The following is a 25066-nucleotide window of genomic DNA, read 5'->3' as shown; positions in this document are numbered from 1 at the left end:
CCGAACAGGAACAGGCAGTGTGTCGAGAGCCGCAGCAACCTCCCGCCGCCGCTCCAACGTCGAGTGCCGGCGGAGCAGCGCAGCCCGCTCGGAGGACTGGCCCCCGGACCACCGTGTCCTTGAGCGTGGCGCCCGATTGGGTGGCGAGGGTGTGGCCGGTGTGTCGCAGCTCGAAGAAGCCGAAGTTCTCCGGCCACGCCGATGACGCCGAACGCGTGCGTCGAATCCACCGGTCACGCCCGCCTGGTGATCGACATGATGGCCGGAGCCCTTCAGAGGCTGCTGATCTACCCGGACAGGGCTTCACGAGTCGGCCGGCCACGACAGGTGCGACTTCCACTTACCGACTTCAGCGCTTCAGGAACCGTTTGAGGAAGCCGCGGTAGGTCAGAGTGCGTCGTCACCGTCTACTCGGATGCTCCTGCGATACCTGTGGTCACGTCGATCTGCGGGCCACCGGGCGTCGATGATCTCCGCAGCGACGATGCAGGCCGGACAATCACCCGGAACTCCTGCCCACATACCGAACGGGGAGCCGTGCATGTCCGGCTTCTCGATACCGCATAGCGTCCGCTGCTGGTAGCCGTATGCATGGCGGATCGCATCCGGCAACACGTCAGTTGCAGCGGCCTCCCATCGAAGGTCTTGCGGCATGTAGCCGGGCCGGCACTCCTTGAACCCCGGATCACCGAAGCTGGTGACGGCGTAGCACCATGGACATGACCAGTATTCCGTGGTGACTCTGTACGTACGGTCCCACCGGACCATCCTGCGAGCGCAAACGTCGCAATGCACGCCCGAATCCTGCCATGGCGCAACGTCGCAGCTTCCTCCCCCACGACCAGGGATCTCGCCGTCGCATACTGACTTCGTCATGAACCCGAGACAGGAAACGGGTCTCCTGACCAGGCCTGTTACAGGTATCTCATCAAGGCACCCGGCGTCGCCCACGCTCCGCAGGGCGAGGGACATGAGGTCAGAACTGCGGTGGCCGGGGCGGTGCAGCCGGAGTTGCCCAAGTGCACTGCTGCCGACGCCTGTTCGCTTACAGGCTTGCCAGCACGTGTCTCCGTCGTAGGGTTCTCCCATGCGACCTGGTGATGCCGCTGGAGGCCCTGCCCGGACTCGCGTGCACTGGGACCCGTCGAAGTTTCCGAAGAGCGGCCGCGACGACGAGGGGTGGTTCTGGAAGAACCCCGTCGCCATGCTGGTGATCGCCTTGCTGATCTTGGCTGCGGGAACGTTGTTCATGGTTACCCTGGCGCCCATCGCTGTCGAACTCCGAGACGGGATCCACACCACTGGTACCGCGCACAAGGGCGGGACAGACGATGACGCCGAGTGGTGGGTCACTTTCAAGGTCGCTGGGAAGACCGAGACGCACCGCCTCTTGCCGGAGAACCTCGGCCAGAAATCGCTTGACGACGGCGATCGAATCGAGATCGTCTACAACCCGGCCAACCCGTCGCACGTCGCGCGAGAAGGTGATGTCGGTCTCCGCGGTCTGTTCCTACCCTCAGGAACACTGCTGCTCGGGCTGGTCTTCTTGGTGACCTCTGGCGTCGTCTGGTTGCGCCGTCGCCATCCCGTACAGCCACGGGGTGCGGCAACCACCACACCCACAAATGACCGCGACCAGTCCCGGGCGTCCGGCTGAGGTGCAGGCCGCTTCTCCTGCCCCGGCCGCGATCCGGACGGTGTCAGTCGCGCCGGGTGCGGGGAGCGTAGAGGATCAAGGCGAACAGAGAACCGCCGACTGTGCTCCATCCCCTGCCCAACCGGGTGGCGTCATCCGTGGCCCACGGCCGCGGCAGGGACCAACGTGCCGTCATTCGAAAGCAGGGGGCAAGCCGTGCTCTTCCAGGGAGCGCTTTGTGCGGTCTTCGCCGCGGGGGGCATCCTTGTGGCCGCCGACTACAGAGGCGCAGCTGACGGTTTCCTCGACTTCATGAGCAGTCTCGTCATGGGCCGGCCCAACGACGTGCTTCCGCATCGCTTTGCACGTGCCTTCGGGGCCTTCGTTGCCGTCGCGGGAGCGACAGGGCTCGGCATCGTGATCAGGGACGCCCTCCAGTAGGCCTGGCTCCCGCTCACTTGCCGCGAGATGCCGGACACGTCGCCGTTGCCTCGGCGGCTGACCCTAGGGTGCCCCTGTGAATGTGGACGAATCTTCGGTGGCAGTTGGGCAACCTCGGCGGCGTCCCGCCGCGGATCGTGGACGAGATCCTCGAACGCGGCGGCCTGGAGGTCCTGGTGCATGCGGCACGGGAACGTGAGGACTGGTTCTGCGCCGCGGGCGCGGTGCGAGGGCTGTGTGCGGTGGGGGAGTTCGGGCGGGCCTGGACGGTGGTGGAGCCGTTCGCGGCCACCGGTTGGCAGCCGGCGGTGCGGGCGGGCGCCGACGTCCTGTTGCGGTGGGGCCGCGTCGGCCAAGCGCTGGAGCTGACGCGCCCCGAGGGGCAGCAGGAGAACGCGGTCGACGCGTGGCGGGACTACGCCGAGGCGCTGGTCCGTGCCGGGCGGGTGGACGACGCGCTCGGCGTACTCGGCCCGCACCTGCGCGGCGGGCGCCTGATGGGGGCCCTGGTGGAGATGACCGAGGGCCAGGGATGCGACGAGCGGGTGTTGGAGCTGCTGGCCCCGATCGCCGAGGAGTTCCGGCGCGACCCGAAGCAGTGCGACCACCTGTGGGGTGCCCTCCCCGCACAGGCCCGGGTCCTGGAGCGGTCCGGCCGGGCGGACCAGGCGATCCGGCTGCTCGGCGCGGACATGGCCGCACGCCGGTACCGGCCGCAGAACAACGTCACGTTCTATGCCGAACTGCTCGCCCGCCACGGTCGGGTCGAGGAACTTCGCCACCTTGCCGACACCCAGGCGTACGCCGCCGTGAGCCCGTACGTGACGGTCCTGGAGGACCTGGGCCGGGCCGCGGAAGCGGAGGCGTACCTGCGCGACCTCATCGCCGCCGAGCGTCCGGGCCGGCATGAGAGCACGCTGATGGGACTGCTCATCCGTCAGGGCCGGGTGGACGACGCGATCAAGGCGGTGGAGCACACGTTCGACGACCTCTACGACGGGAACCTCCTCCAGTCGACCCTGATCGTGCTCGCCGACCGGGGGCTGCACGACAGAGCAATTGGACTCACGGAAGGGCGCAGCCCCGAATTCCTGGCGGAGAACGACGAGTTCTGGCTCCGGTCCAACCGGTGGTGGCTGATGGGAGAGTCGGGACGCGCCAGGGCGGCGATCGCGGAGATCCAGGCGTTGCCGGCCGACAGGGTCGAGGACCGCGAGCAGACCATCGCCTGGCTGCTCGCCCAGGACGGCCGCGTCGAGGAGGCCATCGCCCTCCTGCGCCCGTTGCCCGGCGAACAGGCCGCGACCGACCTGGCGGAACTGCTGGTCCGGCAGGGCCGCCTCACCGAGGCCATTGCCGTCATCCCCGGCGTGGCCGCCCAACGGGAGGAGAGACGCCGCCTCCGGGCGGAGTTGTAGCAGGCGGCTTCCCGGCGCCGGCTACGGGTGCGACGAATGACGGACGGCCCGGACCTCGGGCGGGGCGCCGGAGTCGGGGGCCGGGATGTGCCAGTGGGGGTGCCTCTCGGTGAGAGGCACCCCCACGGGCTTGGCCGGTGCCTACGGGCCGGGTGTGGGCCGAAGGCGGCGTTCGGCTAGGAGATGTTGTTGAACTTGGTGCCTTCGCCCGTGTAGAGGTCGGTCGTCAGCCGGGTGAAGGGGGCCGTCGTCGATCCGGTCGAGTGGTAGACGTACGAGCCCTTCGGGCCGTAGGCGACCAGGTCGGGGCGGCCGTCGGCGGTGACGTCGCCGGCGCCCACGAGGTGGGAGAAGGCGTTCCAGCCGGAACCGATCCTGACGCGTGCGGCGAAGTTGCCCTTGCCGTTGCCCTGGTAGAGCCAGAGGACGCCCGAGGTGTCACGGGCGACGAGGTCGCCGGCCGCGGTGCCCGCGATGTTGCCGACAGCGGTGAGCTGGTTGTAGATCTGCCACCCCTTGCCCACCTTGACGCGGCCGGCGAAGGGGGCCGTCGAACTGCCGGTGCCCTTGTAGAACCACAGGACGCCGGAGGTGTCGGCGGCGACGAGGTCGGCCCGGCCGTCGCCGTCGAGGTCGCTGCCACCGGTGAGCTGGTTGTAGATCTGCCAGCCCGGGCCGACCTTGACGCGGGTCGCGAAGGTGCCGTCGCCCCTGCCCAGGTACATCCACAGGACGCCCGAGGCGTCACGGGCGACGAGGTCGCCCGTCGGGGTGTCGGCGAGGTTCCCGGCGGCCTCGATCTGGTTGTAGACCTGCCAGCCGTTGCCGATCTTCGACCGCTGAGCCGTGGTCACCTGGCTGCCCGACGGCCAGTCGAGGAGGTCGTCCCGCCACAGCGCACCCGAGGCGTCCCGGGCGAGGACGTCCGTCGAGCCGTTGGTGTTGAAGTCGTGCGGGTTGGCCTGGCGTGAGACCTGGAAGCTCCCGCCGGCGGTCGCCGACGCGCCGACGCCGTCGGCCGGGGCCGCGGTGATCTGCCAGGTGTAGGCGCCGTTCGGGGCGCTGATGCCCTCCAGGACGCCGTCCCAGACGAAGGCGAAGCGGCTGTCGGAGACCGGCTGGGACAGGTGCTTGGTGAGCTTCTTGCCGGTGGCCGTGTGCGTGAGCGTGAGGTCGACGGTGGCGTCCGGGCGGGACAGGGTCCACTCCATCGGGACCGTGGTGCCCGGCTTCTCCAGGCTCACCGTGGTGGGGGCCTGCGACGCCGTCACCTTGACCCCGAGGACCCGGTCCGTACGGGCCACGAGCGTGGCGCTCGGCAGGTGGTCGTCCCCCTCCCAGATCCGGAACAGCCCGTCGGTGTCACCCGTCGAACCGCGCACGAGCAGGCCGCCGTCGGGCGCGTGGGCCACGCTGGAGAAGTGCTCCAGGAGCTTGTACGGCGCGGAGGAGGAGCCCTTGATGCTCCGGGCGTACAGCGGGCTCAGCTGCGCGTCGGCCGCCTTGCCCGGGACCCCGTAGAGCAGCGAGTCCCTGGTGATGCCGGCGATGACGGCACCGCTCATGGAGCTGTCCATGGCGAACCTCTGGTGGTCGCGGATACCGTCCACGACGAGTTCGGTGACGCCGCCCCGGTACTCGACCGCCGCCTCGTAGTCGGCGGTGTAGGCGCCCGTCGAGGCCTGGGTCCACGGGGCGATGTTCCACCCGCTGCCCCACTCGATCGGGTCTTCGCTGTTGACGGTCGTGCGCGTCCGCCAGTACTCGGTCCGGTAGGTGGCCGAGTTCGGGAAGACCCGGTTGCTGCTGAGGACGATCATGACGTTGCTCGCGGAGGCGACGACTTTGAAGTCGATGCTGTAGGAGTTGGACGAGCGCTTCGTCTTCTTGGTGACGCCGTCGGCCCGGGAGAGCTGCCAGAGCTCGTGGTAGTCCCTGTCGCCTGTCGGAACCTTCACGAAGAGGTCGTCGCCGACCACGCCGACGAGTTCGGCGCCGGGCTTGAACTCGGACGCGAGGTCGTAGGACGCGGACCAGCCGGCGCCCTCGCTCATGTCCCGGAGGAAGACCGTGCTGCCGCCGTCGCTGGTCACGACGACGTCGGAGTTGCTGTCGTAGCCCACGGTGCCCGCGCTGATCGGCAGCACCGAGCCGTCGGCGTACGCGTGCCACTCCAGGACCTTGTTGCCGGAGCCGTCCGTCCGGGACGTGAGGTATCCGGTGTCGCCGGTGCTGACGATCTCCGCGTCGAGGGGCAGATGCGCCTCGTTGGTGACGGCGGCCACGGCGCCGGTCCCGGTCACGGCGGCGGGAGCGGCCACGGCCCCGGGCGAGCCCAGCGCGCCGGCGCCGATCGTCACGGCGAGAACGGTCGCGACGGAGGCGGCGAGACGGCGCCGGGTGGTGCGTATGGAAGCCAAGGAAGTCCTTCCTCATGAGCCGAGCTGTCCGCACATGCGTGCGAGGCACTCGGTTGGACCTGCGAAGGGGGTGTGGGGTTGTACGAGTTGCTCGTGTTTCTCGGGGGACGACGAGCGGACCGGGAGCGCGGAAAGTGCCTCACCTGGCACCGGGTCGAGGCCCTGGCGAGTCCGGTGCGGACGTGGCCGGACCAGCCTTGCGCGGCTCCCGGGCGATGAGCCGGCGGGAGCGCGCCCGCCCGGCGAATAACGGGGTGCCGTGGCGGGCGCTGCGGGACGTGTCCGCCCGGTCCCCTCCGAGTGGCGTGCACTCGGAGGGGACCGCTGCGGACCGGGGCGCACGGCTGCGTCCGCGTTTCCGTCCCCGTTCGCGTCGCGTGCGAGCGGGGCCGGCGGAATCCGGGCCGGGTCTAGCAGAAGCCGTTGAGGCCCCACCACTCGCCGTCGGTCCGCTCGCCGCCGAGCAGGAGCCCGTTGCCGCGCCCGCGGTAGGTGACCAGCCAGCCGGGGTTCCCCGCGAAGCCGTCGATCTTGTACTTGTCGTTGGTCACGGCGACGAGGTCGGGGCGGCCGTCGCCGGAGAAGTCGCCGGGGGCGATGAGGTTGGCCATGGCGTTCCAGCCGCCCGTACCCGCCAGGACGCGGCTGCCGAGGGCGCCGGCGCGGCCCGGGTAGAGCCACAGCTTGCCGGTGGCCGCCTCGCGGGCGTAGAGGTCGGGGCGGCCGTCGCCGTTCATGTCGCCCACGCCGACGAGTGCGTTCATCGAGTTCCAGCCACCGGTGCCGATGAGCTTGCGGGAGCCGAGGGAGCCGGTGGAGGTGCCCGGGTACAGGTACAGCTTGCCCGTGGACTTCTGGACCGCGATGAGGTCGGAGCGGCCGTCGCCGGTGAGGTCACCGAAGGCGGTGACGTTGCTCATGCCGTTCCAGCCACCCGCGCCGATCAGCTTGCGGGAGCCGAGGGAGCCGGTGCCCGTGCCCGGGTAGAGCCAGAGCTTGCCGGTGGACGCCTCCCGGGCGATGAGGTCCTCGCGGCCGTCGCGGCTGAAGTCGCCGTGCCGGGTGAGGGCGCTCATGCCGTTCCAGCCGCCGTTGCCGATGAGCCGGCCGGTGTCGTCGCCCGGGGTGAACCAGAGCCGGCCGACCTTGTCCCGGGTGATGACGTCGGCCTTGAGGTCCCCGTTCATGTCACCGAAGCGGAGCGCCTTGGGCGAGGTCTCGGCGACCCAGGACGGGTAGGCGGGCCGGCTGCACTCGCGCTCGGTGCGGACGAACTTGATCGAACTGGTCGTCGCGGGGATGTCCCCGCTCCATGCCAGCGACGAATCGGCGGGTTCCTCCGCGGAGTAGCCGTCCCACGGCACGTAGTTCTTCGCGTCGTAGGTGCAGGCGATCGACTTGGTGCGGTTGACGTGCGAGTGGATCCTGTTGCTCCAGGTGCCCAGGTCCGCGACGTCCTTGTTGGTCATGTAGCGCGTGCCGGTACCGTCCGAGCCCGTCCAACCGCACCAGTACCCCACGGTGCAGCCGTACACGTCCTTGGCGGCGGCCGGGACCGCGCTCACGGCGGAAAGGACGGTGCCGGCGACCACCAGACCGGACAGCGTCGCCGCCCCCCTGATGAAACGTTTCCTCATGTGCTGTTTTCCCCTCCCATTCGGTCGGCACGATATCTCCTTGCCCGCCCTTTCCGTCAGCCTTGGCCGTCCATTACCTGGGGGGGGTGCCCCGGGGGCGCGGGCGCCGCTGGTCGGGAGTGGGGTCAGCGCTCCTCGGGCGCCGGCGACACGGGCAGACCCCGGGCCGCGAGGGACGTGCCGAGCCGGCGGCGCAGACGGGCGGAAGCTCCGCGGAGGGCTCCCAACCGCCGTACCTCTTCCGCCTCGAGTTCCGTCCGCCCCGCCAGCGCGAGTACGGCGGCGTAGGGCCGTTCGCCCTCGGCGAGCTTCGCCGCCACGGCAGCGTGGACGGCCCGCAGGACCGTGCCGTCCGCGCGGGGGTGGTCCGCCAGCAGGCGCAGGAGATCGTTGTCGTTCCAGGAACTGTCCTGGGCCGCGCTCAGTTCCAGCAAGGTGCCGGGCGCCGTGTGGGGGTTGGCGGCCAGCGCCTGCCAGACGAAGGGGTACGGGCAGTGCGCGAGTCGGTGCAGGACCGAAGCGTCGGTCTCGGCCCGCGCCCGTTCCAGGTACGCGGCAGGCGTGTGCACGTGCGGTGCCCTCCACAGGGTCGTCGGGGCGCCATCCTGCCATCGGGGCCCGGCTTGCGGGTGCGGGGGGAAGCGGGCGGCTCCTCGCGTCCGCCGGCAGCCCGGAGATCGCTTGCGGGACAGCTCCCCGTGAGCTGTCCCGGCCGGCGCCGATCCGGGTCCTGGTGACGAAGCCGCCGTCCGGCCCGGGCGTTCGGCCGCTGACGCCGACGGCACGGCTCCGGGCGGCGCTCGGTGCGCTGCCCGGGGCCGTGCCGTGGCACCCGGTTCGCCCGCGTCAGACGACGCGCTTGCGGCCCCAGAGGAAGATGAAGGCCGTGACGGCGGCGGTCAGGGCGAAGAGGATCGAGGCGCCGAACCACTGCATGCCGCTCATCTGGGAGAAGGGGATGTAGTCCACCGCCCAGCCCACGATGCCCTTCTGCTGCTGGCAGGCCGCGACGGCCTTCTCCGATCCGGCGCGCACGCAGGTGCCCCAGCCGAGGGTCTCCCCGGACGACGTGAGGAACGACTGGTCGACCTGGAAGGCGGCGTCGGGGAGGCGCGGGCCCTCGCCGTTGACACCGGAGTTGCTGGTGGCCCTCAGCACGTTGCCGAGGTCGAGCCGGAAGTGGGCCCAGACCACCTGGACGGCGGCCGCGAAGAAGAAGGTCACGACCATGGAGATCAGGGTGCGGCGCAGGACCATGCCGATCGCGACGCCGCCCAGCACGGTGAACAGCGCGAGCGCGACGGGCACGGGCCCGGTGTTGTCGAACGCCTGGCCGGACGTCCAGTCCATGACGGTGTTCTGCTTGCTCACCGGCGCCCACCACCGGCCGAACGCGAACGAGAGGGCGGCGGTGCAGACCACGACCACCAGGGCGCTGATGCCGAGCTTGGCGGCGAGCCAGCGGGCGGGGCCGGGGGCCTGGGAGGTGACGAGTTTGGCGGTGCCGCTCTCCAGGTCGCCGGCGAGCAGGGGGGCGCCGAGGAAGACCCCGAGGAGGACGGGGACGAAACCGAGGCCGAAGGCGGCCTTCAGGAGCGCCGCGCTCCGCGGGTTGATGTCCTCCATCCACTTGTCGGAGGGGGAGTGGGGCCAGCCCCTGGCGGTGAGGTGGTCCAGCAGGCCCGCGCGCTGGTAGAGCATCCACGCCACAGCCAGGGCCGTCGCGATCAGGAGGGTCCAGAAGGCGGCGCGGTGCTGGCGCCAGATGAGCCAGGTCATGCCGCTGAGCCGGGGACGGCGGGTGCCGCCGGCGGCGACGGGGGGCACGGGCGGTGCGGGCGGGTTCGCGGTGAGGTTGCTCATGCCGCCGCCCCCCGGCCGCCCGCGCCGTACGGGCGGCCCGGTATCTGGGCCACCGGACTGATCAGTGGTGGCGCCTCGGGCGAGCGCAGGTAGGCGAGCAGGAGTTCCTCCAACTGCGGGGTGTGGGACTGCCACTGGCCGCTCACCGGACCGTCCGGGCGGATGAGGGCGGTGACCTGCCGGCCGCTGGTGCGGTACTCCACGACGGTGTGCCGGGCGAGTTCCGCGGGCAGCCCCGCGCCCTCGCGCTCGGCCACGCCCTGCAGCAGTACGTGGGCGCTGCGGATCTCGTCCACGTCACCGGCCATGCGCAGCCCGCCGGTGGAGATGACCAGCAGGAAGTCGCAGACGCTCTCCAGCTCGCTGAGCATGTGGGAGGACATCAGCACCGTCGTGCCGTGCTCGGCGGCCTCGGCCATCAGCGTGCTCATCAGCTCGTGGCGCACCAGCGGGTCGAGGTCGGACATCGGCTCGTCGAGCAGCAGCAGGTCGGGCCGCTTGCCGAAGGCGAGGGCGAAGGCGACCCGGGTGCGCTGGCCGCCGGAGAGGGTGCCGACCTTCGCCTCCATCGGCACGTTGCCCGCGCGGACGATCTGCTCGGCGGCCCGCTGGTCCCAGCCGGGGTTGAGCTCGCGGCCCAGGCGCAGGGTCTCGGCCACCGTGAAGCGGCGGAACAGCGGCTTCTCCTGGGCGAGGAAGGCCGTGCGGCGTCCCGCCTCCGCCGACTGGGGCGCCGCGCCGAACACCGTCAGGGTGCCCTCCGTCGGCTCCAGCAGGTTGGCGGTCATCGACATCAGCGTCGTCTTGCCCGCACCGTTGGGGCCCACCAGCCCGCAGATCCGGCCGGCCGGCAGGCGGAAGGAGCAGTCACGCAGGGCCCAGCCCCGCCGGTACTTGCGGCCGACCCCGTGGGCCTCGATCGCCGACTCCTCGACCGGGCCTCCCCTGTCCATGGCATCCGTGGTGTCACGCACTGGTCATCCTCTTCTCCCGACCTTCGGGTGTTCCGTCGGCCGCCGTGGTTCCGGCGTACCGCTCCTCCAGGACGGCCGCGACCAGCGCCGCCACGTCCTCCCGGTCCAGGCCCGCGGCCTGGGCCCGGGTCATCCACGCCTCGAGGTCCCCGCGCAGCGGGGAGTCGGCGCCCGCCTGGGGGCGGGCCAGCGAGCGGCGGATGAAGGTGCCGAGGCCGGGCCTGGGTTCGACCAGCCCCTCGCGTTCCAGTTCGCGGTAGGCCTTGAGCGTGGTGTTCGGATTGACGGCGCTGGTCTCGGCGACCTCCTTGGCGGTGGGCAGCCGGTCCCCCGGCATCAGGACGCCCAGCCGGAGGGCCTGTTTGGTCTGCTGCACGATCTGCTGGTAGGCGGCGATCCCGCTGCGCCTGTCGATGCGGAACTCCACGAGCTTCAACACCCTTTAGCTACTCGATTAGTGGAATGATGATGGGAGGGGGACGCGAGCCGTGTCAAACGAAGCGGCCGCCCCGGCGTCCGTCGGGACACAACCGTGACATTCGTGATGCGGCGAACCACGCGACCCGGGACAGCACGAAGGCCCCGGTCGGACAGCCCGGGGCCTTCTGTACGGACGGGAAGGGACGTCAGCGGTTCACGGGGCCGCGACCGCGCTCCCCCGGTCGACGCGGACCTGCGTGGACGGGGCGCGGTGCCCGGGTCGGGTGGGCCGGGTGGGCGGGTGGGCCGGTGTCACGGGCGGGTCGGCGTCGTCTCGTCGGGCTTCCACGCGCTGACGCCCAGCTTGCCCGTCGTGCCGAGGTCGAACTCCGGGGTCAGCGTCACCGGAGCGACGCCGGGTGTCGCCCGGACCCGGGCGTAGGGCGCGTTGACGGGTGTGCCGTCGGTGACCGTGTTGCGCCACATCAGGGCGGCGGTCGCGCTCCGGCCCGGCGCGAGGGTGACCGGGCGGGGCGCGTCGTCGAAACCGGGCAGGAGGGCGACGCCCCCGCTGCCCCGGGAGACCTCGACGCCCCTGACGGGCCGGCGCTCCTCGTCGAGGAGCCGGACCAGCGGATAGCCCTCGACGCGCCGCACGCGCGACGAGCAGTTCTCCAGGCGCAGGCCCACCACACGCAGCCCCATGGCGGCGTTGCCGTCGTCGGCGGTCAGGCGCAGTCCGGAGGACGGGCAGGCGCCTCCCGTGGCGGGGACCTCGTCCGCCGGGACGCTCCGGACCTTGACGACGCGCACCCGTTCCGCGGTGTAGCGCGGCGTGGGAGGCGCGTCCAGGTCGGCCTCGCCCCGCACGGTCCGGCCGGGCGGCACCGCGGGCACGGTGTGCGGCACGTTCCCCAGGGCCTCTCCCGCACCGGTGGTGAGCCCGAAGGTGACGGTGTACGTGAGCGGTTCGCCGGAGTGGTTGGTGACGCGGAACGCGACGTGGAACGAGGCGGGGCCCGGGCAGTGGGCGGGCGGCGCGCTCACGGCGGTGATCTCGACGTCCCCGCCGCCCCCGGTCCCGGTGGCACCGCCCGCGCCCGCCGGGGGAACCGGGGAGGCCCGGACGGCGCACGTGTCCCGGTCGTCCGCGTGCGGGACATCGCAGGCCGTGACCAGGAGCAGCGGACCGGCGAGGACGGCCGGGAGGAGGAGGGCGTTGGTGCGCATCCGGCGACCCCATCAGGGCCCTCCCGTTCCCGGCCGTGGCGGAGGCCACAATTCCGGTCACATGACCGTCACAAAGCACGGTGCCCGGGCCGGGGTCAGCGGGAGGCGGCGCTGTCGATCCAGGCGACGACGGCGCTGACCGTGGCGTCGTCGAGCTGCCGGGCGATGGTGTGCACGGCGTCGCTGTCCCCGGGCAGCGGGGGCACCCCGGCCGCGATGAGCGCGGCGTGGACCTCCACCCAGCGCGCGTCGACGGCGGCCAGGTGGGCCCCCAGCGGGACGCCACCCAGTGACTGCTGCGGAGTATCGAGAAGGCTCATGGTGTTTCCTCTCGGATCTCGGACGGTGTCGACCGGACTCGCCGTGCAGGACAGCCCCGCTCCGCCCGCCGGTTGCGCCGCGCCCGCGACTTCACCCGTCCGGCCCTCACCGGGCCCCCGGGGCCAGTGCCATGGGGATGACATTCGCCGGTGGGGCGACGCGGACCGGGCCGGACGGGGCATGGCCTATCGCAGTGCCCGCGCCCGCATCCCACGGAAGGCCTCGGATGATCGACAGGCGGACCTTCGGCACGATCGTCGGCACCGGGGCGTTCGCGGCCACACTGGCCGGGCTCGCCACGGGGTGCGCGACGACCGGGCCCGACGAGAACAAGCCGGCGCCGCCCATGGCCCCCGGCAAGGAACGGCCCCGCGACACGCAGGCGTTCGGCCCGCTGAAGCAGGTGGAGGCCGGGGTGCTGGACGTCGGCTACGCCGAGGCCGGACCGGCCGACGGCCCGGCGGTGATCCTGCTCCACGGCTGGCCGTACGACATCCACAGCTACGTCGCCGTCGCACCCCTGCTGGCGGCGAAGGGCTACCGGGTGGTCGTGCCCTACCTGCGCGGCCACGGGACGACGCGCTTCCTGTCGCGTGCCACGCCGCGCGACCCCCAGCAGGCGGCGTTCGCGCTGGACATCGTCGCGCTCATGGACGCCCTGGGGATCAGGAAGGCGGTCCTGGCCGGCTTCGACTGGGGGTCGCGGACCGCGGACATCATCGCGGCGCTGTGGCCGGAGCGGGTCAAGGGACTGGTCTCGGTGACCGGCTACCTGATCACCAACCGCGAGGCGAACAAGCAGCCCCTGCCGCCGAAGACGGAGTGGGCGTGGTGGTACCAGTACTACTTCGCCACGGAACGGGGCCGTAAGGGGCTGGAGCGCTACCGGGACGACCTGGCCCGGCTGGTGTGGAAGTTCAACTCCCCGACCTGGGGATTCGACGACGCCACCTTCGAGCGCACCGCGACGGCCTTCGACAACCCGGACTACGTGCCGATCGTGATCGGCAACTACCGCTGGCGGCTGGGCCTGGTGGAGGGCGACCCGGCCCACGACGACATCGAGGCACGGCTCGCCCGCGGGCCGGTCATCACCGTGCCCACGATCACCCTCGACGGGGCGGTCGACCCGTTCACCCCGCCCGGCGACGGCTCGGCCTACCGGGCCAAGTTCACCGGGAAGTACGCGCACCGCACGCTGCAGGGCATCGGGCACAACGTGCCGCAGGAGGCGCCCGCGGCGTTCGCGCAGGCCGTGGTGGACGTCGGGCGGCTCTGAACTGCGGAGGCGGCGCCTGTGGCCGGGCGCGGGGGGCCCGGCCACACGGGGGGATGTCAGTGGTCGTCGCCGCCGCGGCCCCGGCCCCGGCCGTGACCCCCGCCGTGGTCGTCGCCGGAACGGTCGCCGCCCCGGGCGCGGTCGCCGCCGTGGTCGTCACCCGGGGGGTCGTCGCTGCCGGCGCGGTCGCCGCCGTGGTCGTCGTACCCGGGCCGCGTGGTCGCGGGTGCGGGGGAGGCGGTGCGGGAGGCGTCCCCGGTGCGCGTGCGGCCGCGGGGGCGGTCGTCCTCCGTGACCCGGCCCGTCACGGCGTCCACGTGCAGTTCGTGGACGACCCCGTCCGCCCCGGCGACGTACACCTCCCAGGAGCCGCGGTGCCGGTCGTCCGGCTCGATCTTCGTGACGGTGCCCGGCGTGTGCGCGACCGCGGCGGCCGCCGCCTGGCTCGCCGTGACGCCCGGGGAGCCTTCGCCGGCGCGGGCGCCGGGGTCGTCGGCGCCGCGGTGGCGGCCGTGGTCGTCGCCGGCGTCGTGCCCCGGGGTCGCCCCGGGAGTGGCTGTCGAGGAGACCGTGCCGCGCGCGTCGTCGCGGCCACCGCCGCTGCCGCCGTCGTGGCCGCCCGTGGCGAACGCCGTGTAGCCGCCGGCGACGAGGAGCGCGGCCGCCATGGCCGCGACGGTCGTGTTGCGCTTCATGAGGTGCCCTTCCGACCGGGCCGTACCCGGTCTGTGTCAGGTCTGTTCCGGGACCCCAATGTCGGCGGTACAGGCTGAAGGCAGCCTGAAACCGGCTGAAGATCTCTTCAGGTTGATTTGGGAGGCTGGGCCCGTGCGCGTGCTGATCGTGGAGGACGAGAGACGGCTCGCGGTCTCGCTGGCCAGGGGGCTGACGGCCGAGGGCTTCGCCGTGGACGTCGTCCACGACGGGCTGGAGGGGCTGCACCGGGCGGGGGAGGGCGTCCACGACCTCGTCGTGCTGGACATCATGCTGCCCGGCATGAACGGCTACCGCGTCTGCGCCGCGCTGCGGGCCGCGGGCAACGAGGTCCCCATCCTGATGCTCACCGCCAAGGACGGCGAGTACGACGAGGCCGAGGGCCTCGACACCGGCGCCGACGACTACCTGACCAAGCCGTTCTCGTACGTCGTGCTCGTCGCCCGGGTCAAGGCGCTGCTGCGGCGCCGGGGTTCCGCGGGCGCCTCGCCCGTGCTGCGGCTGGGCGGCCTCGTGCTGGACACCGCCGCTCGCCGGGTCTTCCGCAACGACACCGAAGTGACGCTGACGGCCAAGGAGTTCGCCGTGCTGGAGCAACTGGCGGTACGGGCCGGGCAGGTGGTCGGCAAGTCCCGGATCCTGGAGCACGTCTGGGACTTCGCCTACGACGGCGACCCCAACATCGTCGAGGTCTACGTCAGCACGTTGCGCCGCAAGCTCGGCGCGGACCTCATCCAGACGGTGCGCGGCGCCGGTTACCGGCTGGTGTCGTCATGAGGCGCCCCCGGCCGCTCGGCACCGTCCAGGCCAAGATGTCGCTGGGCGCCACGGCCGTGGTCGCGGTGGCGCTGGTCGCCGCCGGCGTGGCCGTGCTGCTGTCGCTGCGCGCCAACCTCACCGCTCAGGCGCAGAGCCAGGCCGACGACACGGCCCGCAGGATCGCCCTCGACGTCGCCAGCCGCGGGGCGGGTACGGACCGGTACGCCCGGCTGCGCCTTCCCGAGGACGCTCCGGTGCAGGTGGTCACCGAGGACGGGCGGCCGCTCGCGGTGACCAGGGGCCTGGAACGGATCAGCGGAACGGGGGTCGACGCCGTCACGGCCGTCCGCCTCCCCGACGCGGCGGCGACCCCCACCCCCGCGCCCACCCCCTCCGCGCCGGAACGCACCGCGGAGGACGACGGCCACGGCGGCGGGGACGACGGCGGCCACGGCGGCGGGGACGACGGCGGCCACGGACGCGGCCGGGGCCGCGGCGGACGGGACGACGCGACGCGCGGCGGCGAGGACGACGACCGGCACGGCGGCGGCACGGCCTCCCCCGCCGCCGGGGACGACCCGGTCGTCGGCGCGATCGGCGCGACGGTGGCGCACGGCGCGGGACGGGCCACGCTGGACGGGCGGACGGCCGGCTACCGCTTCGCGACCGTCAAGGCGACCGACCTCGCGGGGCAGACCGTCCTCATCCACGCGGGCGCCTCGCTGGCGGCCCGGGAGAGCGCCCTGAACACCGCGGCGGCGGCCATGCTGGCCGGACTGCCGCTGCTCCTGCTGGTGGTCGGCGGCGCCACCTGGCGGGTCACCCGGCGCGCGCTGGCCCCGGTCGAGGGCATCCGGCGCGAGATGGCCGCCATCACGGCGTCCGAGGACCTCTCCCGGCGCGTGCCCGAACCGGCCGCCCGCGACGAGGTGGCCCTGCTGGCGCGCACCACCAACGAGACCCTGACCGCCCTGGAGGCCGCGGTCGAGCGGCAGCGCCGCTTCGTCGCCGACGCCTCGCACGAACTGCGCAGCCCGATCGCCTCGTTGCGCACGCAACTGGAGGTCGGCACGGCCCATCCGCACCTGCTCGACGTCCCCGGCGCCGTCAAGGACACCGAGCGGCTGCAGCAACTCGCCGGCGACCTGCTGCTGCTCGCCCGGCTCGACGCGGGGGAACGGCCCGCTCGGCGGCGGGTCGACCTGGGCGAACTGGTCCGCGAGGAGGTCCGCAGACGGCCCGCCGACCGGGTCCCGGTGGCCGTCGACGCCGGCGCGGCCGCCGGCGCCGGTCAGTCGCTCGACGTCGCCGGCTCGCGCGGCCAGTTGGCCCGGGTGCTCGGCAACCTGGTCGACAACGCCCAGCGCCACGCGCGCACCGCGGTGACCGTGACAGTGACCGCGCACCCGCGGAACGGGCAGGTCGTCCTCACGGTCGGCGACGACGGCGCCGGCGTGCCCCCCGCCGAACGGGAGCGGATCTTCGAGCGCTTCGTCCGGCTCGACGACGCCCGCAGCCGCGACGAGGGCGGCGCGGGACTCGGCCTGGCCATCGCCCGCGACGTCGCCCACCGCCACGACGGCACCCTCACCGTCGGCACGGCCCCGGCGGGCGGGGCCCTCTTCGCACTCCGCCTGCCGCCGGCCGCCGGGGACTGAACACCGGCCCGGCGCGGGGCGGTCAGGGGGTGAGGCCGAGCTGGCGCAGCATCCCGAGCTGGTCGCTGCTCCCCCAGCGCTCGACCATCTTCCCGTCCTCGAACCGGCTGATCTGCATGCCCCGGTAGCTGACGGTGCGCCCCGTCGGGGCGTGGCCCATCAGCTCGCCGAGGTGCGTACCGGTGATGGTGTACGCGAAGGCGACCTCGTCGTCGGTGGCCATGACGTGCTCGACCTCGACGTGCAGATCGGGGAAGGCCCGCCGCATCGCGCCGAACATCTCCTCGTACCCCTCGGGACCGGGGCCCTGGCCGGGGCCGGGGTCGTGGTCCACCGAGCCGGACGCGACGTACGCGTCGAGTTCGCCGAGCCGGCCGTCGTTCACCGCCGTTCCGAAGCCCTCGAGGACGGAGAGGTTGTCGCTGCGGGACATGGGGCGCTCCTTGCCGTCGCATCCCGGGCGCGCGGGGCGCCCCTTCCTCACCTCCACCGTAGGCGCGGCGCGGCCCGGCGGCCCGCCGGGGCTCAGCCGACGCACTGCTCCTTGTCGGCGCGGGACTGCGGGATGTCGTCCGGGAGCCGGTCCGGGTCGGCGAGCGCGGTCCCGGGGCCCCGGAAGTCGCCGCCGAGGGTGAGGGTCATGTCCGCGCCGGGTGCGGCGTCCGCCGTGCCGGGGCGGAGGGCGGCGGCGGGCAGGCCCATCATCGCGGCCAGGGCCCGGGCCTGGTCGGCCTGGTCGGGCGCGTACTCCAGGGTCGTGCGGTCCTGGCTGCCCCCGGGGGCGTTGCCACCGTTGGTGGAGTGGGTGACGCCCTCGGTGTTCTGCAGCCACTCCTGCGTCGTCCGCGCCGCGCCCTGCGGACCGCCGCCGTTGTAGACGGTCACCCGGACCTGCGACGGATCCGCCTTGGCCCCGCGGAGCTTGGAGTCGGCCGCGGCGGGCTTCTTCTTCGCCTTGGTCAGCGAGACGTCGCTCTTGATCGCCTTGAAGAGGGCGGGCGCCCTCGAGTCGTCCACGACGACCGTCGCGTGCTTCGTGCCCTCGGCCGGGTTGTCCTTGACCGGGAGCGTCGTGAAGGTGATGTGCTCGGCATCGACCCGGCTCAGGTCCTTGGCGAGGTCGGTGAGCTTGGCGACGCCGCCGATGCCGGTGTCCACGGTGAGCGACTTGGTGGCCGCGTTCGCCAGTTTGAAGAGCTTCCGAGGATCGCTGAGGGTGTCACCGGACTTCATCTGGCGGATCATCGAGCCCAGGAACTGCTTCTGCAGGTCGATCCGGTCCAGGTCGCTGCCGTTCTTCAGGGAGTGGCGGGTCCTGACGAAGGCCAGGGCCTGCTCGCCCTGGACCTTGTTCGGTCCTGCGGGCAGGTCCAGGTGGGAGCCCTCGCCCTCGGGGGTGGTGTCCTTGATGGGGTGGGTGAGGCAGACCGGCACCCCGCCGACCGCCGTGGACAGGGTCTTCACGGCCTCGAAGTTGACCAGGACGAAGTGGTCGACGGGTATGCCCGTGATCTTCGTGACGGTCCGCATGGTGCAGCCCGGGTCGCGTCCCGCTTGGCCCAGGCTCTCGTTGAAGCGCGGGCCGAAGTCGGCCTGGGGGGTGCCGGGGATCGTCTTGGTGGAGCCGTCCTTCTGCTTGGTCGGGCAGTCCGGGATGCCGGTGACCATGTCGCGCGGGATGCTCATGGCGGTCGCGTTGGACCGGTCCTTCGCCACGTGGAAGAGGATCGTGGTGTCGGCGTGGCCGACGCTGCCCGCGTCCCCGTACTTGCCGCCGAGGCCTTCGCGGCTGTCGGTGCCGATGACGAGGATGTTCACGGCGTCCTTGCTGGTCACCTCCTTGCTGCCCGCCGTGCCGACGTCGACGGTCGCGATGTTGCCGTCGAGGTGCCGGTACAGGAGGTAGGCGCCGGCGCTGCCCGCGAGCAGCACGAAGCCGAGCGTGCCCGCGGTCCACATCAGCACCCTGCGCCGGGTGGACCGCTTCGCCTTGCGGGACGGTGCCGGGGCTCCGGTGCGGCGGCGGCCGCCCGGAGCCGGGTCGGGCCGCCGCTCCTCGCGGTGCGTCCGCCGCCCGCCCTGCCGGGGCACCGTGGGGGCCGGCGGGGCGTCGGAGTCCAGCCGCAGCCGGTAGGTGCCGCTCTCCGGGTCGAGGACCCACTGGTCCGCGGGGTCGATGTCGCTGCCGTCGTGCCTGTCCACGGTCGTACGGTCCTCCGTCCACGACCGGGCCCCGCCCCCCGCGGGACGCCCGGTCGTCACGTTTCTGCCTCTGGGTCCACCCCGTGGCCGGCACGGGGGATCTTCGGACGTCCAGACACCCGAGGAGGGCACATGGTTGTCCCGACGCGGTCGACTTCCGCGCGGGAAAGGGCGGAAACGGGCGTTTCCGGTACGACTGAAGCGCCGTGCGGTCGTCACGCCGCACGCGGGAGGACTCCCCCGGCCGGGAGGCGCCCGCCCGCGCCGCGCCGTCCACAGCCTGTGGACGGCGCGGCCGCGCGCTCAGCCCCGCCGGGCCCGTCCGGCGAGCCACTCCAGCGCGTCCACGGCGGAGCCGAGAACCGAGACGTGCCCCTCGCCGGGCCGCAACCACAGCTCCGCGTCCGGGCACCGCCGGGCCAGCCACACCCCGTGGGCCGCGGGCACCATGCGGTCGGCCTCGCCGTGCAGGACCAGCACGGGCACGGCGGCCGCCGCCGGGTCGAAGCCCCACGGCGCCACATAGGCGAGGTCGTCGTCGACCATCGCGCCCGGGTCGCCCTCGAGCGCCTTGCCCGCCACGCCGCCCAGCCACGCCCACGGGCCCGCCAGCGCCGCGTGGTCGGCGGGGGTGAAGAGTTCGGGGTCGAAGTCGCCGGAGGCCAGCGCCTCTTCGAGCGCCGCACGCCCCCGGACCGCCGCGGCCAGTTCCGCCGCGCCCGCGGGCCCCATCCCGGCGAACCAGTCGAGCCCCTCCGCCCCGTACGGCGCCAGGCCGGACCCGCAGACCACCGCCAGGACACGGTCCGGAAGCAGGGCCGCGCAGGCCAGCGCGTGCGGGCCGCCGCCGGAGTGGCCCATGACGGCGAAGCGGCCGATGCCCAGCGCGTCGGCCACGGCCGCCGCGTCGCCGGCGGCGGAGGCGACGTCCCGGCCCGGGCGCGGCGTCGAACCGCCGTAGCCGGGACGGTCGTAGCCCACCCAGCGGATGCCGCGCTCGGCGGCGGCCGCGAACAGCGGCTCGGGGGGCGTACCGATGTTGGGCGTGCCGTGGTGCCACAGGACGGCCAGTTCCGCGCCCTCCTCCCGGCCGGCCGGCCCGGTGTCGTACACGTGCAGCGTCCGCCCGTCGGCGAGTGCGATATCCGTCTCCGTCACCATCCGGCCGAGTCTAGGCGCGGGCTCCGACAACACCCCACCGGGAAAGGGGCGCGCCAACGACCGGCGCGGGCACGGAAATCCGCTGCCGCGGGCCGCCGCCCGCTGTTACCGTCCCCCGGTGTTCTCCCTCCTCGAACCCGCCCTGTTCACCCGCCTGCGCGACACGCGGCGGATCCTCGTCGCCGGGGCCGGCGGCGGCTTCGACGTCTACGCCGGACTGCCGATCGCGCTGGCGCTGCGCGAGGCGGGCAAGGAGGTGCACCTCGCCAACCTCTCCTTCGCCGACCTGTACGGCCTGGACCTCGACGTGTGGCTGGACCACGACGTCGCCGCCGTGCGACCCTCGACGGCCGCCCGCGGCGACTACTTCCCGGAGCGCACCCTCGCCCGCTGGCTGGAGTCGCAGGGCCTGCCCTCGACCGTGTACGCGCTGTCCCGCGCCGGCGTCGCACCCCTGAGGGACGCCTACCGGGCGCTGATCGCCCACCTCGGCGGGGTCGACGCGATCGTGCTGGTGGACGGCGGCACCGACATCCTCATGCGCGGCGACGAGAGCGGACTCGGCACCCCGGAGGAGGACATGGCCAGCCTCGCCGCGGTGGGCGGACTCACCGGCGTCCCGCAACGGCTGGTGGTCTGCCTCGGCTTCGGCGTCGACGCGTACCACGGGGTCAACCACTCCCTGGTGCTGGAGAACCTGGCCGCCCTGGAGCGGGACGGGGCGTACCTCGGGGCGTTCTCGCTGCCGCGCGACAGCCGCGAGGGCCGGCTCTACCTGGACGCGGTCGCGCACGCCCAGGAGGCGACCCCGGACCACCCGAGCATCGTGCACGGCTCGGTCGCGGCCGCGGTCCGCGGGGACTTCGGGAACGTGCGCTTCACGGAACGCACCAAGCACAGCGAACTGTTCGTGAACCCGCTGATGGCGCTCTACTTCTGCGTGGACGCGGTGGGCCTGGCGGCCCGCAACCTCTACCTCGACCGGCTGGAACGGACCCAGCTCACCCGGCAGATCAGCTCGATCGTCGAGGAGTTCCGCGACGAACTGCCGCGCCAGCGGCCGCCGCGGACCTTCCCGCACTGACCGCCGCCACCGGACCCGCCGCCCCCGCCGGGACCTCCCGCCCCGCAGCCCCCACAGCCCCAGTGGCCGTCAGCCGCGCACGCCCGTCGCGAGGGCGTCCAGCGACACCTGCCACAGCAGTGCCGCCGCGTCAGGGTCGAGGGCGTGGTCGGCGACGCCGCCGGAGCTCCCGGGGATGTGGCGGTGGGCCTCGGCGCAGTCCTCGAAGTAGCGGCCCGCGACGCACTCCAGCCCGGGCGCGGTGGCCACGTACACGACCGTGGCGGCGCCCTGTTGCGGGGTCTTGAAGGTGTGGCCGCCGGACGCGGCGGCGGCGTCCAGGGCCTCGCGGGTGAGGTGCCGGGAGAGGTCGGTGCCCAGGACCGCCCCGGGGTGGACGGCGTTGACGCTCACGCCGTCGGCGGCCCAGCGCCGGCTCGCCTCCACCGCGAACAGGACGTTGGCGGTCTTGGACTGGGCGTACGCCAGGCCCGCGTCGTACGGCCGGTCGCGGAAGTGGACGTCGTCGAAGTGCACCGGGCTGCGCAGGTGGGCGACCGAGCTGAGGGAGACCACCCGGGCGCGGCCCGCGGCGGCGAGGGCCGCGTGCAGGCGGGTGGCGAGCGCGAAGTGCCCGAGGTGGTTGGTCGCGAACTGCAGCTCCCAGCCCTCGGGCGTGCGCGTCTCGGGCGTCATCATCACCCCGGCGTTGTTGACGAGGATGTCCAGGGGGCCGTCCCAGGCGGCGGTGAAGGCCGCCACCGAGCGCTGGTCCGCGAGGTCGAGCGGGGCGACCAGGACCCGCGCGCCGCCGGCAGCGAGGCCGGCGGCGGCCCGTTCGCCGGCCGCGGTGTCCCGTACCGCGAGGGTGACCTCGGCGCCGGCCCCGGCCAGGGCACGGGCGGTCTCCAGGCCGATGCCGGAGGCCGCGCCGGTGACGACGGCACGGCGGCCGGTGAGGTCGATGCCGCCGACGACCTCGGCGGCGGTGGACTGTGCGGTGAAGTCGCCGGAGCCGCTCATGGCGCTGCCTTCCTCTCGGCGGTGCGGCGGCACCGCCCCTGCCGGCGGTGGAGCCGCCCCTTCCAGACAACCACCACAGGACGGGGGCGGCGCGGGGTCAGCGCAGCGCGCTCTTCTCCCGCCAACCGGCCCAGTCCACGTTCCAGTCGCCGAAGCCGTTGTTCGGCGCGACCGTGCCCTTGGCCTCGGACCCCGTGATCTCGAAGGGGTCGCCGACACGGACCCGGGAGTACAGCCAGTCCGCGTCGGCGTCGCTCATCCCCACGCAGCCGTGGCTGCGGTTGGCCCGGCCGAAGAACGCGGCGTTCCAGGGCGCGGCGTGCGCGTACATCCCGGACCAGGTCAGCCGGATCGAGTCGTGGACGGTCTCGTCGTAGGCGTCGCCGAGGCCGACGGTCTCGGACCTCATCCGGACGGTGCCCTCCTTGGCCAGCACCACCGCCGTGCCGCGCCACGAGCCGGTGTCCGGGCCGGGCGTGCCGCCGGAGACCGGGAGGGTGCGCACCGTCCGGCCGTCGCGCTGCAGCGTGAGCCGCTTGCGGTCGAGGTCGACCTTGACGACCTGCCGGGCGCCGACCGTGAAGGAGGCCCGGTAGTCGCGGACGAACCAGCCGCCCCGGCCGGAGTCGGTGCCGTCCAGGTGGGCGTCCAGGGTGACCTCGGTGCCCGGCCGCCAGTACTCCCGGGGCCGCCAGTCGACCCGGTCCCGGCCGGAGTAGTCGGTCAGCCAGCCCCAGGAGCCCTCGGTGCCGTTCGAGGTCTTCACCTCGAGCTGCCGCTCCACGGCGGCCTTGTCGGTCACGGGGTTGTCGAAGACCAGGGATATCGGCTGGGCGACGCCGACCGTGGTGGCGTCGCCGGGCCGCCAGTCCACCTTGTTGACCTTGCCGGCGGCGGCCGTGCTGAAGCTGGACTCGCTCGTGCCGGTCGTACCGCCGGGGGTGCGGGTGCCGGCCCGCACGGTGTACGAGGCGCCGGGCACGACGTTACGCTCCGAGGTCCAGGTGCGGCGGTCCGCGGACAGGGTGCCGGTCAGCCCCTTGCCGTGCGGCCCGGCGACGGTGACCGTCGTGAGGGTGCCGCCCCGGGCGGTGACCCGTACCGGCTCGCCGGCCTGGACCCGCCCGCCGTGCGGGGTGACGGTGACGGTAGCGGGCCGCTCCTTGCGCTGTTCCGCGTCGCCGGCCGCGTGCGTCGCCGCCGGGGCGCCGCCCGAGCAGCCGGTGAGCACGGCGGACAGCGCGGCGGCCGTCACAACGGCGGTACGCGGGCGGGGCCGGCCTATGGGGCCCACACGTTTCCTGGACAACGGAGACCTCCGTGAAGGACGGGGAGAGCGGCCGGAACCGGCCGGACCCCGGGGACTCTAGGCCGCCGGAAGCCCAGGTGGAGGGCTTGGGAGCCGTATGACGGCAGCTGGGACGGAACAGTCATGGTCCGGTCACATTGGCCGCTCGGGGCCGTCATGAAGGGCTGTGAGCCTTCCTGTGTACCCAACCGACCACACTCGAGGGAGGCGCAGTGTCGGCACTGCTCGTGACGGCGGGCCCGGGCCCCCGGCAGGCCCGGCTCGGGCCGGTCAGCGCGGAGACGTACCGCGCGTTCCTGGCGTCCCGGACCGGCTCGGCGCTCGGTCCCGGTTTCCTCCAGTGCCCGTCGTGGGCGCAGGTGAAGCCGGGATGGCGGGCCCGGCTGGTCGGCTGGGGACCCGCGGACGGCGCGGGGCCCGGTGAGTTGCGCGGGGTCGCCCTGGTGCTGCTGCGGCAGTTCCCCGGTACGCGGAAGTCCTTCGCCTACCTGCCCGAGGGGCCGGTCGCCGACTGGGCCGACCCGGACATCGACGCCTGGCTGTCGCCGCTCCTGCGCCACCTGCGCGCCCTCGGCGCCTTCGCCGTGCGCATCGGCCCCTCGCCCGCCCACCGCCGCTGGGACGCCGCGGTCCTGAAGTCCGCGACCGGGCTCGGGCGGCGCCTGTCCGACGTGCTGACCTGCGAGGTCGACCCGCTCGGCACGGTCGTGGCCGAGCGGCTGCGGGCCCGCGGCTGGCGGCGCTGCGGCGGGGACGGCGACGGGCCGGACGGCGGCGGGGACGCGGACGCCCAGCCCCGCCAGGTCTTCCGGGTCCCGCTGGCCGGCCGCAGCGCCGACGACCTGTGGGCGGGACTCAACCAGGAGTGGCGCCGCAACATACGGCGGGCGCAGAGGTCGGGCGTCGAGGTGGACGTGGGCGGGGCCGCCGACCTCCCCGAGTTCTTCCGGCTGCTGCGCGTCACCGAGGAGCGCGACGGCTTCCGGCTGGGACGCTCGCTGGAGTACTACCAGCGCCAGTACGCGGCCCTCAACGCCGAGCAACCGGGGCGGATGAAGCTCTACCTCGCCCGCCACGAGGGCGAGGTGCTCGCGGCCCACACCATGATCACCGTGGGCCGGAGGGTCTGGTACCAGACGGGGGCCTCGGCGGACCACCGCCGTGACGTCCGTCCCTCCAACGCCCTGCAGTGGCGCATGCTCACGGACGCCCGCGAACAGGGCGCACTGGAGTACGACATGCGCGGGGTACCCTCCACACTCGACCCGGAGGACCGGGCGTTCGGGCTCACCCGCTGGAAGCTCGGCACGGGCGGGCGGGTCGTCGAGACCCTGGGGGAATGGGAGACGGCCTTGGACGGCACCGCCAACCACACGCTCTACCGGGCGTTCCAGGCCTACATGGCGCGCCGGTGAGCGCCCCCTCGGCGGCCCGACCGGCCGACGCGACGGCGGACGCCACGGCCGATGCCACGGCCGACGCCACGGCCGATGCGACGGCGGACAGGACGGCCGGCGCCTCGGTGCTGCGCAGCGGCG

The 25066-nt window shown here is 73.3% G+C and carries 22 protein-coding genes; 8 read left to right on the top strand and 14 right to left on the bottom strand.

All coding sequences use genetic code 11. The annotated features are described in order from the left end of the window. Positions 1-1129 precede the first annotated feature (1129 nt). From ACFZAU_RS10990 to ACFZAU_RS10980, 3 genes are all read left to right on the top strand, one after another. Positions 1130-1657, top strand: coding sequence for a DUF3592 domain-containing protein (locus tag ACFZAU_RS10990; protein WP_500551898.1), 528 nt, complete (start codon positions 1130-1132; stop codon positions 1655-1657). 195 nt (positions 1658-1852) lie between these two features. Beyond that, a complete protein-coding gene (locus ACFZAU_RS10985) occupies positions 1853-2077 on the top strand; it encodes a hypothetical protein (RefSeq protein WP_500551897.1) in 225 nt (74 codons plus the stop codon). Between the two features lie 80 nt (positions 2078-2157). Further along, positions 2158-3495 (top strand): tetratricopeptide repeat protein, encoded by a 1338-nt coding sequence (locus ACFZAU_RS10980; protein WP_500551896.1) that lies wholly within the window; start codon positions 2158-2160, stop codon positions 3493-3495. Between the two features lie 176 nt (positions 3496-3671). Here ACFZAU_RS10980 and ACFZAU_RS10975 read toward each other — a convergent pair whose 3' ends face one another. The 8 genes from ACFZAU_RS10975 to ACFZAU_RS10940 form a co-directional block, all read right to left on the bottom strand. After that, entirely contained in the window at positions 3672-5915 is a 2244-nt protein-coding gene (locus tag ACFZAU_RS10975; RefSeq protein ID WP_500551895.1) for an FG-GAP repeat domain-containing protein, read from the bottom strand. A gap of 410 nt (positions 5916-6325) precedes the next feature. Beyond that, positions 6326-7552, bottom strand: coding sequence for an FG-GAP-like repeat-containing protein (locus ACFZAU_RS10970; RefSeq protein WP_500551894.1), 1227 nt, complete (start codon positions 7550-7552; stop codon positions 6326-6328). A 125-nt stretch (positions 7553-7677) separates the two neighbouring features. Then, on the bottom strand, positions 7678-8121 hold the full coding sequence (locus ACFZAU_RS10965) for a hypothetical protein (RefSeq protein WP_500551893.1): 444 nt from the start codon (positions 8119-8121) through the stop codon (positions 7678-7680). A 277-nt stretch (positions 8122-8398) separates the two neighbouring features. Further along, the gene (locus ACFZAU_RS10960; RefSeq protein ID WP_500551892.1) at positions 8399-9415 is read right to left on the bottom strand and encodes an ABC-2 membrane transporter-related protein; all 1017 of its coding nucleotides are present in this window, start codon (positions 9413-9415) and stop codon (positions 8399-8401) included. Further along, positions 9412-10368, bottom strand: coding sequence for an ABC transporter ATP-binding protein (locus tag ACFZAU_RS10955; RefSeq protein WP_500552081.1), 957 nt, complete (start codon positions 10366-10368; stop codon positions 9412-9414). Before ACFZAU_RS10955 ends, ACFZAU_RS10960 begins: the two co-directional genes overlap by 4 nt. Before the next feature lie 13 nt (positions 10369-10381). Next, positions 10382-10828, bottom strand: a complete 447-nt coding sequence (locus ACFZAU_RS10950; RefSeq protein WP_499599526.1) for a GntR family transcriptional regulator — start codon at positions 10826-10828, stop codon at positions 10382-10384. A gap of 293 nt (positions 10829-11121) precedes the next feature. Further along, a complete protein-coding gene (locus tag ACFZAU_RS10945; RefSeq protein ID WP_500551891.1) occupies positions 11122-12039 on the bottom strand; it encodes a DUF4232 domain-containing protein in 918 nt (305 codons plus the stop codon). Positions 12040-12134: 95 nt separating this feature from the next. Next, the gene (locus tag ACFZAU_RS10940) at positions 12135-12359 is read right to left on the bottom strand and encodes a hypothetical protein (RefSeq protein WP_499599522.1); all 225 of its coding nucleotides are present in this window, start codon (positions 12357-12359) and stop codon (positions 12135-12137) included. A 227-nt stretch (positions 12360-12586) separates the two neighbouring features. Between ACFZAU_RS10940 and ACFZAU_RS10935 the strand changes: the two genes are divergently transcribed. Continuing rightward, on the top strand, positions 12587-13639 hold the full coding sequence (locus ACFZAU_RS10935) for an alpha/beta fold hydrolase (protein ID WP_500551890.1): 1053 nt from the start codon (positions 12587-12589) through the stop codon (positions 13637-13639). Positions 13640-13695: 56 nt separating this feature from the next. Here the strand turns inward: ACFZAU_RS10935 and ACFZAU_RS10930 are convergent, their stop codons facing one another. Next, entirely contained in the window at positions 13696-14334 is a 639-nt protein-coding gene (locus ACFZAU_RS10930; RefSeq protein WP_500551889.1) for a PepSY domain-containing protein, read from the bottom strand. Between the two features lie 133 nt (positions 14335-14467). Between ACFZAU_RS10930 and ACFZAU_RS10925 the strand changes: the two genes are divergently transcribed. Beyond that, the gene (locus tag ACFZAU_RS10925) at positions 14468-15130 is read left to right on the top strand and encodes a response regulator transcription factor (protein WP_500551888.1); all 663 of its coding nucleotides are present in this window, start codon (positions 14468-14470) and stop codon (positions 15128-15130) included. Next, positions 15127-16770, top strand: coding sequence for a sensor histidine kinase (locus ACFZAU_RS10920; protein WP_500551887.1), 1644 nt, complete (start codon positions 15127-15129; stop codon positions 16768-16770). Before ACFZAU_RS10925 ends, ACFZAU_RS10920 begins: the two co-directional genes overlap by 4 nt. A 22-nt stretch (positions 16771-16792) precedes the next feature. On the opposite strand, the gene ACFZAU_RS10915 is transcribed toward ACFZAU_RS10920, so the two are convergent. From ACFZAU_RS10915 to ACFZAU_RS10905, 3 genes are all read right to left on the bottom strand, one after another. Then, entirely contained in the window at positions 16793-17203 is a 411-nt protein-coding gene (locus tag ACFZAU_RS10915) for an ester cyclase (RefSeq protein WP_499599515.1), read from the bottom strand. Positions 17204-17295: 92 nt separating this feature from the next. Further along, positions 17296-18972 (bottom strand): LCP family protein, encoded by a 1677-nt coding sequence (locus tag ACFZAU_RS10910; protein ID WP_500551886.1) that lies wholly within the window; start codon positions 18970-18972, stop codon positions 17296-17298. Between the two features lie 303 nt (positions 18973-19275). Further along, the gene (locus ACFZAU_RS10905) at positions 19276-20133 is read right to left on the bottom strand and encodes an alpha/beta fold hydrolase (protein ID WP_500551885.1); all 858 of its coding nucleotides are present in this window, start codon (positions 20131-20133) and stop codon (positions 19276-19278) included. Positions 20134-20251: 118 nt separating this feature from the next. On the opposite strand from ACFZAU_RS10905, the gene ACFZAU_RS10900 reads away from it, so the two are divergent. Then, positions 20252-21217 carry a DUF1152 domain-containing protein gene (locus ACFZAU_RS10900; RefSeq protein ID WP_500551884.1) on the top strand — a complete coding sequence of 322 codons (966 nt, stop codon included), beginning with the start codon at positions 20252-20254 and terminating at the stop codon, positions 21215-21217. Between the two features lie 69 nt (positions 21218-21286). Here the strand turns inward: ACFZAU_RS10900 and ACFZAU_RS10895 are convergent, their stop codons facing one another. Further along, positions 21287-22219 (bottom strand): SDR family NAD(P)-dependent oxidoreductase, encoded by a 933-nt coding sequence (locus ACFZAU_RS10895; RefSeq protein ID WP_500551883.1) that lies wholly within the window; start codon positions 22217-22219, stop codon positions 21287-21289. Between the two features lie 97 nt (positions 22220-22316). Next, positions 22317-23528, bottom strand: coding sequence for a L,D-transpeptidase (locus ACFZAU_RS10890; protein ID WP_500551882.1), 1212 nt, complete (start codon positions 23526-23528; stop codon positions 22317-22319). 212 nt (positions 23529-23740) lie between these two features. On the opposite strand from ACFZAU_RS10890, the gene ACFZAU_RS10885 reads away from it, so the two are divergent. After that, positions 23741-24943: a lipid II:glycine glycyltransferase FemX gene (locus tag ACFZAU_RS10885; RefSeq protein ID WP_500551881.1), complete on the top strand. Its 1203-nt coding sequence runs from the start codon at positions 23741-23743 to the stop codon at positions 24941-24943. Positions 24944-25066: the final 123 nt, after the last annotated feature.

Source organism: Streptomyces sp. NPDC008238, assembly GCF_042956445.1.
Lineage (GTDB): Bacteria > Actinomycetota > Actinomycetes > Streptomycetales > Streptomycetaceae > Actinacidiphila.
This window is presented reverse-complemented; position numbering and strand designations above follow the sequence as displayed.